The organism is Ciceribacter lividus (genome assembly GCF_003337715.1).
Classification (GTDB): Bacteria; Pseudomonadota; Alphaproteobacteria; order Rhizobiales; family Rhizobiaceae; genus Allorhizobium; species Allorhizobium lividum.
In genome coordinates, this window is record NZ_QPIX01000002.1 from 233,189 (window position 1) to 249,070 (window position 15,882).

General features: G+C 64.6%; 14 protein-coding genes. 3 read left to right on the plus strand and 11 right to left on the minus strand.

Features of this window, described 5'->3' with window-relative positions:
• Nucleotides 1-118: 118 nt before the first annotated feature.
• The 4 genes from DFR48_RS05050 to DFR48_RS05065 are packed head-to-tail and all read right to left on the minus strand — an operon-like array spanning nucleotide 119 to nucleotide 4,417.
• The gene (locus DFR48_RS05050) at nucleotides 119-430 is read right to left on the minus strand and encodes a hypothetical protein (protein ID WP_245415527.1); all 312 of its coding nucleotides are present in this window, start codon (nucleotides 428-430) and stop codon (nucleotides 119-121) included.
• A complete protein-coding gene (locus DFR48_RS05055; RefSeq protein ID WP_245415528.1) occupies nucleotides 427-1,629 on the minus strand; it encodes a glycosyltransferase family 4 protein in 1,203 nt (400 codons plus the stop codon). The genes DFR48_RS05050 and DFR48_RS05055 overlap by 4 nt, the downstream gene beginning before the upstream one ends.
• Complete coding sequence (locus DFR48_RS05060) at nucleotides 1,626-2,864, minus strand: O-antigen ligase family protein (protein ID WP_210205955.1); 1,239 nt, start codon at nucleotides 2,862-2,864, stop codon at nucleotides 1,626-1,628. Before DFR48_RS05060 ends, DFR48_RS05055 begins: the two co-directional genes overlap by 4 nt.
• On the minus strand, nucleotides 2,861-4,417 hold the full coding sequence (locus DFR48_RS05065; RefSeq protein WP_114362082.1) for an undecaprenyl-phosphate glucose phosphotransferase: 1,557 nt from the start codon (nucleotides 4,415-4,417) through the stop codon (nucleotides 2,861-2,863). The genes DFR48_RS05060 and DFR48_RS05065 overlap by 4 nt, the downstream gene beginning before the upstream one ends.
• A gap of 218 nt (nucleotides 4,418-4,635) precedes the next feature.
• On the opposite strand from DFR48_RS05065, the gene ftsH reads away from it, so the two are divergent.
• Nucleotides 4,636-6,459 carry an ATP-dependent zinc metalloprotease FtsH gene (gene ftsH, locus DFR48_RS05070; RefSeq protein WP_114362084.1) on the plus strand — a complete coding sequence of 608 codons (1,824 nt, stop codon included), beginning with the start codon at nucleotides 4,636-4,638 and terminating at the stop codon, nucleotides 6,457-6,459.
• A gap of 12 nt (nucleotides 6,460-6,471) precedes the next feature.
• On the opposite strand, the gene DFR48_RS05075 is transcribed toward ftsH, so the two are convergent.
• Nucleotides 6,472-7,614, minus strand: a complete 1,143-nt coding sequence (locus tag DFR48_RS05075; RefSeq protein ID WP_114362086.1) for a glycosyltransferase family 4 protein — start codon at nucleotides 7,612-7,614, stop codon at nucleotides 6,472-6,474.
• A 3-nt stretch (nucleotides 7,615-7,617) separates the two neighbouring features.
• Entirely contained in the window at nucleotides 7,618-8,193 is a 576-nt protein-coding gene (locus tag DFR48_RS05080; RefSeq protein ID WP_114362088.1) for a polysaccharide biosynthesis/export family protein, read from the minus strand.
• A gap of 181 nt (nucleotides 8,194-8,374) precedes the next feature.
• On the opposite strand from DFR48_RS05080, the gene DFR48_RS05085 reads away from it, so the two are divergent.
• Nucleotides 8,375-10,588 (plus strand): GumC family protein, encoded by a 2,214-nt coding sequence (locus DFR48_RS05085; RefSeq protein ID WP_114362090.1) that lies wholly within the window; start codon nucleotides 8,375-8,377, stop codon nucleotides 10,586-10,588.
• A 24-nt stretch (nucleotides 10,589-10,612) separates the two neighbouring features.
• Here DFR48_RS05085 and DFR48_RS05090 read toward each other — a convergent pair whose 3' ends face one another.
• Both DFR48_RS05090 and DFR48_RS05095 read right to left on the minus strand, forming a co-directional pair.
• Nucleotides 10,613-11,878: a GNAT family N-acetyltransferase gene (locus DFR48_RS05090; RefSeq protein WP_245415529.1), complete on the minus strand. Its 1,266-nt coding sequence runs from the start codon at nucleotides 11,876-11,878 to the stop codon at nucleotides 10,613-10,615.
• 133 nt (nucleotides 11,879-12,011) lie between these two features.
• Nucleotides 12,012-12,221: a DUF2842 domain-containing protein gene (locus DFR48_RS05095; protein WP_112687064.1), complete on the minus strand. Its 210-nt coding sequence runs from the start codon at nucleotides 12,219-12,221 to the stop codon at nucleotides 12,012-12,014.
• 141 nt (nucleotides 12,222-12,362) lie between these two features.
• Here DFR48_RS05095 and DFR48_RS05100 point away from each other — a divergent pair, with 141 nt between their 5' ends.
• Nucleotides 12,363-13,466 (plus strand): COX15/CtaA family protein, encoded by a 1,104-nt coding sequence (locus DFR48_RS05100; RefSeq protein WP_114362092.1) that lies wholly within the window; start codon nucleotides 12,363-12,365, stop codon nucleotides 13,464-13,466.
• An 18-nt stretch (nucleotides 13,467-13,484) separates the two neighbouring features.
• Here the strand turns inward: DFR48_RS05100 and DFR48_RS05105 are convergent, their stop codons facing one another.
• The 3 genes from DFR48_RS05105 to argC all read right to left on the minus strand — a co-directional run bounded on the left by DFR48_RS05105 (nucleotide 13,485) and on the right by argC (nucleotide 15,827).
• Nucleotides 13,485-14,312, minus strand: coding sequence for a DODA-type extradiol aromatic ring-opening family dioxygenase (locus DFR48_RS05105; protein ID WP_114362319.1), 828 nt, complete (start codon nucleotides 14,310-14,312; stop codon nucleotides 13,485-13,487).
• 152 nt (nucleotides 14,313-14,464) lie between these two features.
• Nucleotides 14,465-14,854 carry a VOC family protein gene (locus DFR48_RS05110; protein WP_114362094.1) on the minus strand — a complete coding sequence of 130 codons (390 nt, stop codon included), beginning with the start codon at nucleotides 14,852-14,854 and terminating at the stop codon, nucleotides 14,465-14,467.
• A 40-nt stretch (nucleotides 14,855-14,894) separates the two neighbouring features.
• Complete coding sequence (gene argC / locus DFR48_RS05115) at nucleotides 14,895-15,827, minus strand: N-acetyl-gamma-glutamyl-phosphate reductase (RefSeq protein ID WP_114362095.1); 933 nt, start codon at nucleotides 15,825-15,827, stop codon at nucleotides 14,895-14,897.
• Nucleotides 15,828-15,882 lie beyond the last annotated feature (55 nt).

Below are 15,882 nucleotides of genomic sequence, written 5' to 3' on the forward strand. Positions count from 1 at the left end.
CTAGAAAAACAAGCGAACCGCGACGCTCGGCGGAGCCGCGGAAAAGCGTTTTCCGCAGCCGTGCGGCGACGATTCGAGCCCTTGATGGCCGATCGTCGACGCTGGACGAGCGGTGCCGTCAGTCGTCGTTGCTGGCGTTGAGCTTTTCCGGCGGCATGCCTTCGTCGCCGGGCTCGCGTCTCGTCAGACGAACCCCTTCACCGCCGATCGCGCAGTCGCCGTCGGCGAGGAAGGTGACGCCGAGGCGTTGGAGTGCGCCATGCAGTGCCTCGAGGGCCGCGGCATCGACGGCCTTGCCCGGGACCTGTGATTCGCATTGCAGGATGACGAAAGCGGAGACACCGCTTTCCGCCGACAGCTCATCGACACTGATACCGAGAAGCGCCCTTGCGGCGCGGACTTGTGCAGGCGAGATCGTGTTCGTCATCATGATGCAGTATATGCTCCCGCGTTCTCCAAAATCAAACCGGCAGGTCGCGCGACGAGTTCCCGGTAGACCGACAGGGTCTGGTTTACCATCACGTCCAGCCCGTAGCGGCCGGCGCGGCCCTCTGCATTCGCGGTCAGCCGCGTGCGTGTGGCGGGGGCGCCGAGCGATGCCATGGCCGCGGCCAGTTCCGTCGGGTCGTCGTCATTGCCGACGAGGATGCCGTTGACGCCGTCCTCGAGCACCGTCGTCACGCCGCCGACCTCTGTGAGGATCAGCGGTTTGCCTGCGGTCGCCGCCTCCAGCATGACATAGGACATCGCCTCGTACCGGCTCGGCATCACGAGCGCGTCGAAGGCCTGGATCGCTTCGTTTCCGGGAAGTTCGGAGGTGAGGCGGATGCGATCGGAAAAGCCTGACGCGGCGATCTGCCGGCGCAGCTCCGGTTCCATCTCACCGGAACCGATCATCAGCAGGAACGCCTGTGGCATTCGCGCAGCGATGCGGGCGAAGGCGGCAACCAGCCGTTCCGGTGCCTTTTGCGGCTGCAGGCGGCCGACGAAACCGAAGACCACGGCATCCTCGGAAATCCCCCAGCCGGCGCGAAGCGCGCCACGCCGATCCGACGGGATCGGTGCGACGCCGTTGACGACGACGCGCAGCTTGTCGGGCGGGATGCCGAGCGAGATCGCGTGATCGTACTCGCTGTTCGAAACACAGATGACGCGGTCGCTGAGATGGCGGCCGAGAAAGCGTTCGACGGCGCCATAGACGAGCCGGCCCTTGCGGCCCAGCGTCGGGTCCATGGTGCGGAAGGCATGCGGCGTATAGACCCGCGGCGTGTGGCGTCCGGGCAGCCTCAATCGGGTGAGGGCGCCCGCCTTCGAACTGTGGCCGTGGATGATGTCGAAGGGACCTTCGCGGCCGATGATCTCCCGCAGGCGCCACCAGGCGACCGCGTCCCAGGGGCCGACGGCGCGCTCCATCGGAAGGGCGATGACCCGGTGAAGGTTGCGGGAGAGGAGGTCCTCGACGAAGCGGGGCTCCGCGCGCACCGGCGAATAGACGGCGGTCACCGCGTGGCCGCGGGTGGCGAGGCCGCCGCAGAGATCGATGACATGGCGGCCCGATCCGCCGCCGCTCGGCTCCAGCACCTGCAGCAGGGAGAGGGGAGCGTTCGCCGGGTTGGGTGTGGGGCTCACAGCATCCGCCTTCCGAGGCTTCTCTGGTGGCGCCGTTCGAGCGCTCCGCATCCCCAGACGATACCGAGCAGCAGGTAAAAGTGGCGCCAGTGATCGATGTCGATGACGTTGCCGATTGCCGCATGGCCGATGATGGTGATCCACGCGATCATGAGATAGGGTTGCCAGGGGCGATCGCGCAGCAGGAAGCGGAAGCCGATCCGCAACGTCCAGATCATGAGGAAGACGAAGCTGACGAAGCCGAGCCAGCCGTAGCTCGTCAGTGTCTTCAGCCAGATATTGTGCTCGTCCTCCGGAAAGATCGTGCTGAAGACCATCGGACCGATGCCGAGCGGCCGCTCCATGGACATCAGGAAGCCGAGGCGATGGCGCTCGAAGCGCCCGAGATGACCGCTGTCGTATTCCTGGATGCCGGTGCGGCTGAGGAAGAGGTCACGGACCTGCTCCACCTGAAGCGCGATCGCGAGGGCGAGCACCAGCACGACGACGGCCGCGAGCGTCAGGACCAGGATTTTCAGGCGGAATGCGCCGGTGCGCTCCTTGAGGAGCAGGACGAAGACCAGGGCGACGGCGGAGAAGAGGAAGAGGGCCCAGGCGGCACGAGAGAAGGACAGGAACACGCCGAGCGCGACCACAAGCAGGCCGGCGACCTTGAAGGGCGCGTCGATGAGGCGGCCGGTCAGAAGGCCGTGGATCAGGTAGAGCGAAGGGGCGATCAGGAACGGACCGAAGACGTTCGGGTCCTGGAAGGCGCCCATGGCGCGGTCGTAGCGGGTGAAGACCTCGGCGCCCGGAAAGGCGTGGAAATAGCCGAGGATGCCGAGCATCGACGTGACGATCGCCGCGACCACCCAGGCATCGAAGATCAGCTTGAGCCGCCGCGCGTCGTCCTCGATGGCGGCGGCATAGAACACCGCGGTGAGGGCGAGAAAGGTCGAAACGGCGAGGTACATCGGACCGTCGCCGAGGTCCTGCATGACCGTCAGCGAGAGGATGCCGCCGACGTTGAAGACGAGGAGCAGCGCGAGCAGCGGCGCGGTTCCGCGCGAAATCTTCAGGCCGAAGAGGAACCAGAGGGCGATCTGACCGACCATCCACAGTTCATACGGTGCCGGTTCGGAGATGACGAAGCCCGAGAGGAACACGCCGGCGGCGAGGCTTGCCGTCCCGATCAGCGACACGATCGCTGCGGAGGACGGCGCGCTACGACCGGAAAGGACGTGGTTCGCACTCAATAGGCGTTCTCCGTGTTGAAAAGCCGGATGGGTGTGAGGAACAGGATTTTCAGGTCGAAAAGCAGCGACCAGTTCTCGATGTAATAGAGATCATAGGTGGTGCGCAGCTTGATCTTCTCGTCCGTGTCGACCTCGCCGCGCAGGCCGTTGATCTGCGCCCATCCGGTGACGCCGGGTTTGACGCGATGACGGGCGAAATAGCCTTCGACGATCTCGGAATACTTGCGCTCGTGAGTCTGCGCGAGCACCGCATGCGGGCGCGGTCCGACGAGCGAAAGATCGCCGCGCAGGGCGTTGAAGAACTGCGGCAGCTCGTCGATCGAGGATTTGCGCAGGAACCGTCCGACGGGGGTCACACGCGGGTCGTTCTTGGTGACCGCGCGCTTGGCGGTCGGATCGTTCATTTCCGTGTACATGGAACGGAACTTCAGGACCCGGATGATTTCGTTGTTGAAGCCGTGCCGCTCCTGGATGAAGAAGACCGGCCCCTTGGAGGTCGCCTTGATCGCGACGGCGGCAGCGACCATTACCGGCCAGAGGACGGCGAGCGCGAGCAGGCTGAAGACAATGTCGAAGATGCGCTTGGCGACCGAATCCCAGTCGCGGATCGGCTTGTCCATGATGTCGAGCATCGGAACCGCGCCGACATGCGAATAGGCACGCGGGCGGAAGCGCAGGCTGTTCGAATGGGCAGCGAGGCGGATGTCGACCGGCAGCACCCAGAGCTTGCGCAGGAGATGCAGGATGCGTTCCTCGGCGCTGAGCGGCAGGGAGATGATCAGCATGTCGATCCGGGCGAGGCGGGCGAATTCGACGAGTTCGGCGAAGGTGCCGAGCTTCGGATAGCCTGCGACCACCGTCGGCGACCGGGCGGTGCCGCGATCGTCGAAGATGCCGCAGATGCGGATGTCGTTGTCCGGCTGCATCTCGAGCGCGCGGATCAGGTCCTTGGCCGGCTGGCCGCCGCCGACGATGACCGCGCGACGTTCCATCACGCCGTTGCGTGCCCAGCGGCGTATCTGGAAGCCGAACAGCACACGCTCCAGCAGCAGGAAGGCGCTACCGATCCCGAACCAGACGGTTAGCCAGCCGCGGGACGCGAACGCATGATCACCTGCGAGGAACAGGACGAGCGCCGCAAGGACAGCTGCCGCTATCCAGGACCCCCAGATGCGCGGCACGGATCGCAGAGGCGCCCTGAGGGCAGGCACCTGGTAGCAGTCGGTGATCTGCATCACCAGGATGGTCGCGCCGGAGGCGAGAACCGCAACGGCGAGGTCGACCCAAAGGGCAGGCGAGGAGGCATCCGCGACGAAATAGAAGGCACCCAGGCCGAGCGCCAGGAGACAGAGGAACTCGAAGAGCCTCATCTGTCCGATGATGATCGCGGGAGAATAGTTACCTTCGCTCAAATGGTCGGCGACCTGCCTCGCAAGAGCGTTGATCTTGCCGCCCTCTTGCGGGGGGCTGGTGGCATCGCCGCCACTGCCCTGCGTGATCTTGCGGCGCAGTCTGTCGATGTCGAATTGCTCGTGCTTTTCCATCTGGTTCATCGCCGGATTGCCCCCCGTCGACGTTATTCTGACAGGAAGGTCCTAAGAATCCTTTAGGGGCTCGCGCACTGTCCCATTCCGGTACGTTCCGGGGGGCTGTCGCTGTGACAGTCTAGCCCCACAGCGAAAGGGAAATTTGACTCCGATCAACGAACCATGACACGGATCATGTCTGACATGACTTGCTCGAGCGACAGGACGAAGAGAAAGTGGCGGCCATGGATAAGAAGCACGCGTTCAACATCGGCTATTTCCTGTTTGTCTTCACGCTCCTGTTGGCGTTTCAGGCCTGGCTCGGTTACCGGGACTATGCGCAGCTCTCCTACAGCGAGATGATGCAGTTGGCCCAGGACGGCCGGATCGCCTCGGTGACGCTGACGGAGACGAGGATCGAAGGAGAGTTCAAGGAGCCGCAGAACAACAAGAAGTACTTCATCGCCAACCGTGTAGATCCGCAACTTGCGGCAATCTTCGAGAAAGCCGGCGTCAAGGTTTCCGGGGCGACGGACAGCAACTGGCTGACGACGCTGCTCTCCTGGATCCTCCCCGTCGTCGTCTTCTTCACGCTCTGGTCGTTTTTCTTCCGCGGCATCGCCGAGCGGCAGGGCATGGGCGGGCTCATCAACATCGGCAAGTCGCGGGCGAAAATCTATCTGGAGCGCAAGACCGGCGTCACCTTCGATGACGTCGCAGGCATCGACGAGGCGGAAGCCGAGCTCCAGGAAATCGTCTCGTTCCTCAAGGACAAGGACCGCTACGGACGGCTCGGGGCGCGCATCCCGAAGGGTATTCTCCTGGTCGGGCCGCCCGGCACCGGCAAGACGCTGATGGCGCGCGCGGTCGCGGGCGAGGCGGGCGTTCCGTTTTTCTCGATCTCCGGCTCGGAATTCGTGGAAATGTTCGTCGGTGTCGGCGCGGCGCGCGTGCGCGACCTTTTCGAACAGGCCCGCGCCGCCGCCCCGTGCATCATCTTCATCGACGAACTCGATGCACTTGGGCGAGCGCGCAACTCCTTCGGCGGCTTCGGCGGCAATGACGAGAAGGAGCAGACGCTGAACCAGTTGCTCGCCGAGCTCGACGGCTTCGACCCACGCGTCGGCATCGTCCTGCTTGCGGCGACGAACCGGCCCGAAATCCTCGATCCGGCGCTGATGCGCGCCGGCCGTTTCGACCGCCAGGTGGTGATCGACCGCCCGGACAGGAAGGGTCGCGAGGCGATCCTCAAGGTTCACATGAAGGGCGTCCTGATCGACCAGAATGTCGATGTCGACGATATCGCCGGCCTGACGCCGGGCTTCACCGGTGCGGATCTCGCCAATCTCATCAACGAGGCGGCGATCGTCGCCACACGACGCGGTGCGGCCAAGGTCGCCATGGAGGACTTCGTCGCCGCCGTCGAGCGGATCATCGCCGGCTCGGAGCGCCGCAGCCGCATCCTCAACCCCGAGGAGCGCGAGCGCGTCGCCTATCACGAGATGGGCCATGCGCTGGTCGCCGCCTCGCTCAAACGCGCCGATCCGGTGCAGAAGGTGTCGATCATTCCCCGTTCGATCGGCGCTCTCGGCTACACCCTGCAGCGGCCGACCGAGGATCGCTTCCTGATCACCACCGGCGAACTCAAGGAGCGCATGGTGGCGCTGCTCGCGGGCCGTGCGGCGGAAGACCTGATTTTCGGCGAGATATCGACAGGGGCGGCCGACGATCTCGCCAAGGTGACCGACATCGCCCGCGAGATCGTCACCCGTTTCGGGATGGACGAATCGGTCGGGCAGGCCGTGCTGGAGCCGCAACGAATGCAGTGGCTGGACGACAATCAATTCCGCATGCGGCCCAAGGACTATTCGGAGGCAACCGCGCGTGAGATCGACCTTGCCATCCGCACGATGATCGAGAAGGCCTATGCCGAGGCGAAGCGCATTCTCGAAGCGAGGATCGACCGGTTGCGCGAGGGCGCGACGCTGCTGCTCGAGAAGGAAACCCTGACGCCGGACGATTACCCGCCGCTCGTCAAGGAGGTCGTTCCGGCAAAAGCCGGGAGCTGAGGCGGTTTCCGTTCAGATCGCCGAAAGCTGCTCGCGGTAGAAGACGAGCATCTTCTCGGCCATGACGGAGGCGGAGAATTTTGCCTTGAATGCGGCGGGGTCGGGCATCACGGTTTTCGCCCATCCGGGTGTGGTGAGCGCCTTCGCCATCACGCGCGCGAGATCGGCGGCGTCGCCGCGCTCGGCCAGCGCCTCGCTTTCGGCACCGAGAACTTCCGGGATGCCGCCTACGCGCGAGGCGATGAGCGTCTTTCCGGCGGCCAGCGTCTCTAGCACGATATAGGGCATCGATTCCGCCCGCGAAGGCACCACGACCAGATCCGAGGTCGCGAAGGCGTCCTTGATCGGCATCGCCGGCAGGAGGCCGACGCGACGTCCGAGCCCCTGTTGCACCAGCGTGGTCTCGTATTTGTCCCGATCCGGTCCGTCGCCGATGACGAGGGCGGAGAGCGGGCGTCCGACCAGCCGCTCCGTGCGGGCGAAGGCGTCGATGAAGATGTCGGGCCCTTTCAAGTCCCGCAGCATGCCGACATAGATGCAGTCGACGCTGTCGGAGCGGGTCGGGATTTGCTCGAAATCGGTGTCGCTGATCCCGTTGTGGATCGTTCGCCAGTCGCAGCGAGGCTTGCCGACCTTCTTCTCGTAGGTCCGGTGTTCGAAGTCGCAGACGAAGATCAGCGCATCGCCGAAGCGCTCGAGCAGCCGTTCGAGCGCGAAGATGCCGCGTCCGGAGAAGGTCGCCTGCTCGTAGTGCAGGCTGCCGCCATGGGGCGTATAGAAGCGGGCGACGCGATACCTTCGGACCCGCAGGGCTGAGCCGACGATGCGGACCAGGGCGCCGCCTTTGGCGCCGTGGCCGTGCAGGATGTCAGGCTGCAAGCTCTTTATTTCTTTGTAGCTGTTGCGGATGGTGGCGAGATCGCCGAAGCCGACCGAACGGCGGATGGGAATGCGTGTAAGGCCGAGGGCGAGGAACGGCCGGATCTGTTCGAAAAGCCGCTCTTCGTGGTCGTTGCCGGTCAGACTGTCGCAGACGATGCCGACCTGATGGCCGGCGCGGCTGTGCTGCTCTGCGAGATCACGCACGTGGCGGAAGATTCCGCCCACGGGTGATCGGAAGCAGTGGACGATGCGGAGCGGCGAACCTTCAGGCATGGATCAAAAGAGCCGTTCTCGCACATAGACGGTGTCGCCCGCGAGGACAGGATCGGTGATCGGCACGCGGCCGGTCATGATCTCGCCGTTGACGTTGCGCGTGATATCGACATCTCTCTGGTTCGCTCTGGCCGAGAAGCCTCCGGCGACGGCGACGGCATTCTGAACCGTCATGCCCGGTACGTAGGAGTATTGGCCCGGCTGTCCGACCTCGCCCATGATGAAGATGGACCGGTAGCGGTCGATCTCGATGCTGACGTCGGGATCGCGCAGGTAGCCCTGGCGGAGCTTCTGGGCGATCGTGCCTTCAAGCTGGGCGAGGGTCGAGCCGCGGGCGGCGACCTGTCCGATGAGGGGGAAGGCGATGTAGCCCGCCTGGTCGACGGTATAGGTGTTGGTGAGGGTGTCCTGCTCGAAGACCGTTATCCTCAGGCGGTCGCCACTACCGAGGCGATAGGCGCCGATCGTCGATTCATGGAAGGCCTTCGGCGCAGGCTGGTAGCTGCCGCAGCCCGCAAGCGCCGCCAACGTCATCGCGACGACGAAATACATGATCCGCTTTATGACAGCCACTTCCATTGCGCCGTTTGCGCTCCCGAGTCGGTACCTCTGAACTTGCTCTGTTATCCTTCGATTAGGGTTAATGGCGGGTAAAGAAGCCGTGGCAGAAAGAGGCCCGGGAGAACGGTGGGGCCGCCGGTTAACCCTTGCGTTACCATAGTCGTTTACGTTTGGCCGAAATCCGGACCGGGAGTGCAGTATGTCGAGCGTAGGCAACAGTCGTCAGGACGAGGATATCGATCTTGCCCAGTTGTTCCGTGCCGTCTGGCAGCGGAAGGGGCGGATTCTTGCCGCGACCGCGCTTGCCGCGGGGCTCGCATTCGCCGGCGCGAACGCCATCTCTCCGCGGTATCAGGCCGAAACACGCATCCTCATAGAGGCGCGGGAACCGAACTTCATGGGGCAGGGCGCCAACAGCGCCGACCTGCAGCCGCTGCTCGACGAACTGAATATCGCGAGCCAGGTGCAGATGCTGCGCTCGGTCGACCTCATCAAGCAGGTCGCGCGCGATCTGAAGCTCTACGAACGCGAGGAGTTCGACCCGGTGGCCAGTCCCTCGGCCACGGACGAACTCCTGATCCTGCTGGGATTGAAGAAGAACCCGCTGGAACGCGCGCCGGAGGACCGTGTCGTCGACACGTTCCTTGAAAAACTCTCCGTCTACCAGGTCGAGCGTTCGCGCGTGATCGCCGTCGCCTTCACCTCCAAGGACCCGGAGCTCGCGGCGGCGATCCCGAACGCGATGGTCGATGTGTACCTGTCCCTGCAGCGCGGCGCCAAGCTCGACTCGAATTCGCAGGCCGCCCGCTGGCTCGAACCCGAAATCGCCAACCTTCGCGAGAAGGTGAAGGAGGCGGAGCAGAAAGTCGCGGACTATCGCGCCGCCCACGACATCGTGCAGACGTCCGACACCGGGACATTTTCGGGCCAGCAGTTGAACGACATTTCGGCCGAACTCGCGCGCGTCCGCAGCGAAATGGCGGACGCGGAGGCCAAGGCAGAGAACGTCCGCGCGGCACTGGCCGCAGGTCGCCCCGCCGACATGATCGACGCAGTCGTCAGCAATGCGACGATCCAGCGGCTCAAGGAAAGTGAGGCCGGCGTCCGCGCGCAGATCTCCGAGCTTTCGATCACGCTGCTCGACGGCCATCCGCGGATCAAGGCCTTGCGGGCGCAGCTCGCCGGCATCCGCCAGCAGATCGCCTCGGAGACATCGAACGTCGCCGCAAGCCTCGAGAACGACGCAAGCGTTGCCCGGCTGCGCGAGAAACAGCTCGTCGCCAAGCTCAACATGCTGAAGGCCGATTATGCCCAGGCCGATTCGCGCGAGGTCGGCCTTCGCGAGCTCGAACGCGAGGCGGCCGCGCAGCGGCAGCTTCTCGAAACGTACCTCTCGCGCTACCGCGAGGCGACCACCCGTCTGGAAAGCGCGGCGAGCCCCGCGGATGCGCGCGTGATCTCGAAGGCGAGCGAACCGATCGAACCCGATTTCCCGAAGGTGATCCCGATCACCATCGTCGCGGCACTTGCCGTTCTGGTGCTGAGTGTCGTTATCGTCATGCTGACGGAGCTCTTCAGCGGCCGCGCCTTCAAGCCGGCCGACGGCAATGGCAATGGCCCGGACGGGGGCCGCGACCGTGAGCGGTTGCCGGAGCGCGAGCACGACCGCTACGACGAGCCTCAGACGGTGCGTCCCCGCCGGGATTTGCCCGCCAATCTGCTGTCGGTCGCACCCGACAAGGCCCTGACCGCCGAGATGGAAGAGGTGCTCGATCTGCCTCCGGCCCCGGCGGCCGCAGCCCCTGCCGTGGACGACAAGGACGAATTCTCGATCGAGTCCGTTGCAGGCTACCTCGTGACGAGCGGCGTGCGGACCGCGCTCGCCATCTCGCCGACGGGTGACGACGGGTCGACCGCGACCGTCATGCTGGCCCGCGAAATTGCCGAAGGCGGCCGTCACGTGGTGCTGATCGACATGACCGGGTCCGGCTGCCCGACGACGCTGATGGCGTCGCGCAAGGACCTGTCGGGCATCACCGACCTCCTCTCCGGAACCGCCGCCTTCGGCGACACGATCCACCCCGACCGGCTCTCCTCCGCCCATATCGTGCCGAAGGGCAACTCCGATATCCGCCGCGCCATGCGCGGCGCCGACCGGCTGTCGATGATCACCGACGCGCTGGCCGAGGCCTACGACCTCGTCATCGTCGAATGCGGTCCGGCGAATGCCGAAGGCGTAGCGCGGCTCAGCCGCAACCACCGCTACGAGATCATCCTTTCGGCGCCAAGGCCGGACATGAAGGACCTCGCCGCCATCATGGACGAGTTCGAAAAGGTCGGTTACGCGGATCTGGTCCTGATGACGGCAGGAGGATTGCAGAGCCGGGACGAGCGCAAACGCAGCGCCGCCTGACCCGAGCGGCGATTGCCGACCGCGTCACTCGCTTGCTTCGTTTGTCGGTTCCCTGTCTGCGCGGGCGCGAAAGCGCTGAATGAAGGCGTAGAGCCCCGGGTGGCGCTTGATGGCCGCCTTCGTCCTCGTTACCAGCTGAAGTCCCGCCGCGGCGATGCGACCCTTGCCGGAGATCGGCAGCAGGACGTCGCGCTGCACCGTCTCGATCGTGCACCAGCGGCGCTTGTAGCACTGGTCGCCGACCCCGAAATCGAAGATCGCAGCACCTTCGTCGATCACCTTCTCGATCATCAGGAAGAAGAGCAGTTCGCCGGGGCTGGTGTCCGGGACCAGACGCTCGTCGATCGAGCCGAACTGGCAGATCACGTGGTCGTTCTTGCGCGAAAGACCTGCAATCGCGGCGATCTTGCCCTCGTTTTCGCCGTTGAGGCGGATCGCGTGCAGTTGCAGCGGTGTGTCGCAGCCGTTCGGCGCGACCTGTAACAGGTTGCGGAAAAAGGCCTGGATCTCGTCGGGCCGGAAGACGTTAGGAAGGCCCTGTGCCTCGAAACGAATAGCCTTCTGGCGGAAGAAAAGGTCGATCAGTGCAGCCTTCTCCGCAGCGGTCGCGGCGACGAGGTGTTCGAAGCCGCCATGCGCTTCCATCTTGCGGCACTGGTTGCGATACATCTTGCGGCGGCGCTTGGCATTCAGCTGGCGTATCGTCGCTTCCATGTCCGCGGCGAGCGCCAGCTGAAAGGCATGGTTCTGGTTCTCGACCGACGGCAGCGCCGCAAACGGATGGCGCTCTCCCCGCCAGTCGAATGGCATGTTCTGCAGCCAGACCAGATCGGCACGCCCGCTGAGCGCTCGAACGATCGCGTGCGCTACAGATCGGGCGACTTGCGGACTGCAGCGATCACGGAAGGCGGGCATGAAGAGCCCGTTGTTGATGTTGTTGAACGGTCCGGCGATATAGCGCGCGATGCGGACGGAGCGCGCGGTGACGATCTCAAGCGGGAGGATGAAGCACGTCTCGCCCGCGATCGAGCCGCGCACGACGGCGAGTGGATGGCCGTGGCTGCGTGCCCAGGCATCGCACCAGTCATAGCCCTGGTGAAGCGAGGTAAAGGAATCACGCTGCAGGCGCCGCCATTCGCTTTCCAGCGGCTCCATGCGGTCGAAGACTTCGATTTTCACATCCTCGGCGACGCCGATAGTCATGGTCCTGTCGGCCCCCACAGCCCTCGGTTTCCCCGGCGACAGAGGTTCGGCAGCCATACGGTGGTTGTCAAGGATCGTGGTCTGCAAGGGTTTCTCCGGCGCGGAAAATTCGTGCCGAATGCTAGTCCTTCGCCGCCGTACAAACACTTAAGCGTATGGCGCGATCCGCAACTTCCGCGGAACGCGGTTAGCGAGTGGTAACTTGACGTGGTGGAAAGGGCTATTTCCGGACGGGACCTGCCATCCACTTGATGATCAGCATGGCCGGGAGCACCCAGAGAAGGCCCGAAAGCAGGAAATAGAGGAAGTGGACCCACCAGGGCGAGGTGGCGAGCAGCGCCGAGGCGATCGTGGTGGCGACCAGCGCATAGAGAATGACGAGGCAGATGATCAGGATCGTCCCGATGAATGAACGCAGTTTCGCAGGCATCGTCACTTGTCCTCTGTTCCGGATGCGTCCGCCGGCGGGGTGTTTGGTCACGAATGCCGGAGCGGTCGGCCGTCGCCACCATCCGGGGCTTGTTTTGCACGGGGAACTCGGGCAAATCAACAGCCGATGAGAGGAAGCGATATGGCAAGCACGACCAATCCTGTTGAAGCAAGTGTGCTCGAGACGATCGAGCGGGGAGAGAGGAACCGCCGGGCGATCCGCATCTGGCTGGCCTTCGTGCTCTTTGCGCTGTTCTGTCTGGTGCTTGTCGGCGGCGCGACGCGGCTCACCGATTCGGGCCTCTCGATCACCGAATGGAAGCCGATCCACGGCGTCGTCCCGCCGCTCAATGCCGAGCAGTGGGAGGAGGAATTCCGCCTCTACCAGCGGATCCCCGAGTATGCGCAGATCAACAAGGACATGACGGTCGAGGAGTTCAAGCGGATATTCTGGTGGGAATGGGCGCACCGGCTGATCGCCCGCGGCATCGGCGTGATCTTCGCTGTTCCGTTGTTCTTCTTCTGGGTGACCGGCCGCATCGAGCGGCGGCTCAAGGGTCCGCTCCTCGGCATCCTCGCTCTCGGGGCCTTCCAGGGCTTCATAGGCTGGTGGATGGTCTCGTCCGGGCTCGCCGAGCGCGTCGACGTCAGCCAGTACCGGCTGGCGACCCATCTCGTGATGGCCTGTCTGATCTTCTCGTCCTGCATGTGGATCATGCGTGGGCTGGCGCCGCATTCGAACGACGAGCCGCCGACGGAGAGCTCCCGCACCTGGGCGGCGGCGATCACCGTCCTCGCGCTCTTCCAGATCTATCTGGGAGCACTGGTCGCCGGCCTCGACGCCGGGCTCACCTACAACACCTGGCCGCTGATGGACGGCGCGATCATCCCCGGCGACCTCTTCATCCAGCAGCCTGCCTGGATCAATCTCTTCGAAAACCCGAAGACGGTGCAGTTCGTCCACCGCATCGGCGCCTATGTGCTCTTTGCCGCCGCGCTCATGCATATGATCGGATCGCTGCGGGCGGCACCGGAAACGACCCACGCCCGGCGCTCGGTCGTGCTCTTTCTACTGGTCACCGTCCAGGCGGCCTTGGGTATCACGACACTGCTCACGCAGGTTCAGCTCCATGCCGCGCTCACCCATCAGGCGGGCGCGCTGATCGTGCTCGGCTTTGCGGTCGCGCACTGGAGGGGCTTCGTCGGCGCGTACCCGCCGGAAGTGGCGATCGCCGTCCGTGACTGACGCTCGCCTGCTCCTGCGTTAGCCGAAGCGGTAGCCCGAATAGGGCTTGCCGCGGAACTCTCCCCGGAACACGTGACGGCCGGCATCCGCACCGGCCGCCCCGACTGCTACGAACAGCGGAACCAGATGATCGTGGTCGGGAACATGGCAGGCAAGGGCGTCCGGATTGCGGTCCCAGGTCGCAAGCCGCGCCATCCTCTCGCCGGGATCGGCAATGGCCGCAGTCTCGCTCAGCCAGTCGTCGAAGCGGATCGCCTGCTGCCTGTGCTCCGGTGCGTCGCGGAAGAACATCCGCATGTTGTGGTAGCTCATGCCGGAGGCGAGGATCAGGACGCCTTCGTCGCGCAGCGGCTCCAGCGCCTTGCCGATCGCCACATGGCTCTCGACGTCGAGCGTGTTCTTCAGCGAAATCATGACCACTGGCACGTCGGCATCGGGATAGGCGACCATCAGCGGCACGAAGACGCCGTGGTCGAAGCCGCGGGTCGCGTCCTCTGCGGCTGGAATGCCCGCCTTCTCCAGTAGGGCCTTCGCGCGGCGCGCCACCTCGGGGGAGCCGGGGGCCGGGTAACTCAGGCGATAGGTTTCTTCCGGAAAGCCGGAATAATCATAGAGCATTCCGGGCCGGGCCGCCGTGGAGACGGTCGGAACCGGCTCCCTCTCCCAATGGCCGGAGACGACGAGAATGGCCTTCGGACGGCGGCCGATCTCGGCATCGAACCCCTTCAGGAAGGCGTCAAGATCGCCCCAGGGCTTCTTGCCGTCGGGACCCGCCGGAAAATCCATGAACGGCCAGGGGCCGCCGCCGTGGGGGATGAAATAGACCGGAAAACGTTCGTTGCTCATGTCGTGCCTCATCTGTTGTTCAACAGATATAGCGATCGGCCCGCCGCGTGACGATGTGTCGTTGCGGCGACGAATTGTTCGACGTTTTCGAACGTAGAACCCGCCGTGCCGGGTCAGGAAATGAACAGTGGCGAGACGAACGGCTCGGGCGGTTACGCCGGCGCGTGACAAACCGCCTCGATGTTGTGGCCGTCGGGATCGAGCACGAAGGCGGCGTAGTAGTCCGGATGGTAATGCGGCCGCAATCCGGGTCCGCCATTGTCCCGCGCCCCGGCCGCCATGGCCGCCGCATAGAAGGCATCGACCGCCGCGCGGTTCGGCGCGGCGAAGGCGATGTGGACCTGTCCCGTGCTGCGCCCGCCGGTACCGATCCAGAAGGACGGCTTGCCGGCGGAACCGTAGCCGGCGCCCTCGTAGGTGCCGTCGGTCTCCTCCGCCGTCACCGCCATGATGCAGGAGGCCCCGATCGATGGCATCACAGCGTCGTAGAAGGCCTTTGACTTCGGATAGTCCGAAACGGAAAGTCCGACATGGTCGAGCATCGTAGACTCCTTTTCGTCGCTGCGATGCCCGTCGCCGGGATCAGGCCGAGAGCATCAGGTCCATGTTCTGCACGGCAGCTCCCGAAGCGCCCTTGCCGAGATTGTCGAGCAGGGCGACGAGGTTGACATGCGCACCGCCTGCGGTGCCGAAGACGAAGAGCTTCATCGTATCCTGCCCGACCAGTTCCTCGGCGTCGACGCGGGCAAGTGCCGCACTCTCCTCGAGGGAAACGACACGGACGATGTCCTGGCCGGCATAATGCGCGACGAGGGCGGCGTGGATCGCTTCGATTGTCGTCCCTTCCTTCAGGCCGTCGAGGAAGAGCGGCACCTGGACGATCATGCCCTGGGCAAAGCGGCCGACGGAAGGCGAGAAGAGGGGCGCGCGGTCGAGAAGGCCGTGTACCTTCATCTCCGGTACGTGCTTGTGCTTCAGCGTCAGCCCGTAGAGGAAATTGTTGGCGGTGATCGCGTCGGGACGGCTCTGGTCTTCCATCTGGGCGATCATCTGCTTGCCGCCGCCGGTGTACCCGGACACGGCATTCACCGTCACCGGATAGCCGTTCGGAAGGATGCCGGCAGCCCTCAGCGGACGAATAAGGCCGATGGCGCCGGTCGGATAGCAGCCGGGATTGGAGACATAGCGGGCGGAGCGGATCTTCTCCTTCTGCGCCCTGTCCATCTCGGCAAAGCCGTAGGCCCAGTCCGGATGGACCCGGAAGGCGGTCGAGGCGTCGAGGAGCCGCACGTTGTTGTTCGCTGCCGTCATTTCGTAGGCCTGCTTCGAGGCGTCGTCCGGCAGGCACAGGATCGCGATGTCGGCGCTGTTCAGCAGGTCCTCGCGCATCTTCTCATTGCGCCGCTCCGATTCCGGGATCGACAGCAGCTCGATGTCGCGACGAGCGGCCAAGCGCGTGCGGATCTGCAGACCCGTGGTGCCGTGTTCGCCGTCGATGAAGATCTTCGCTGCCATTTTTCCTGTCCTGTCAGTGCTTTGGATAAGAGTTCGGACTCTGTTTCTGAGTGTG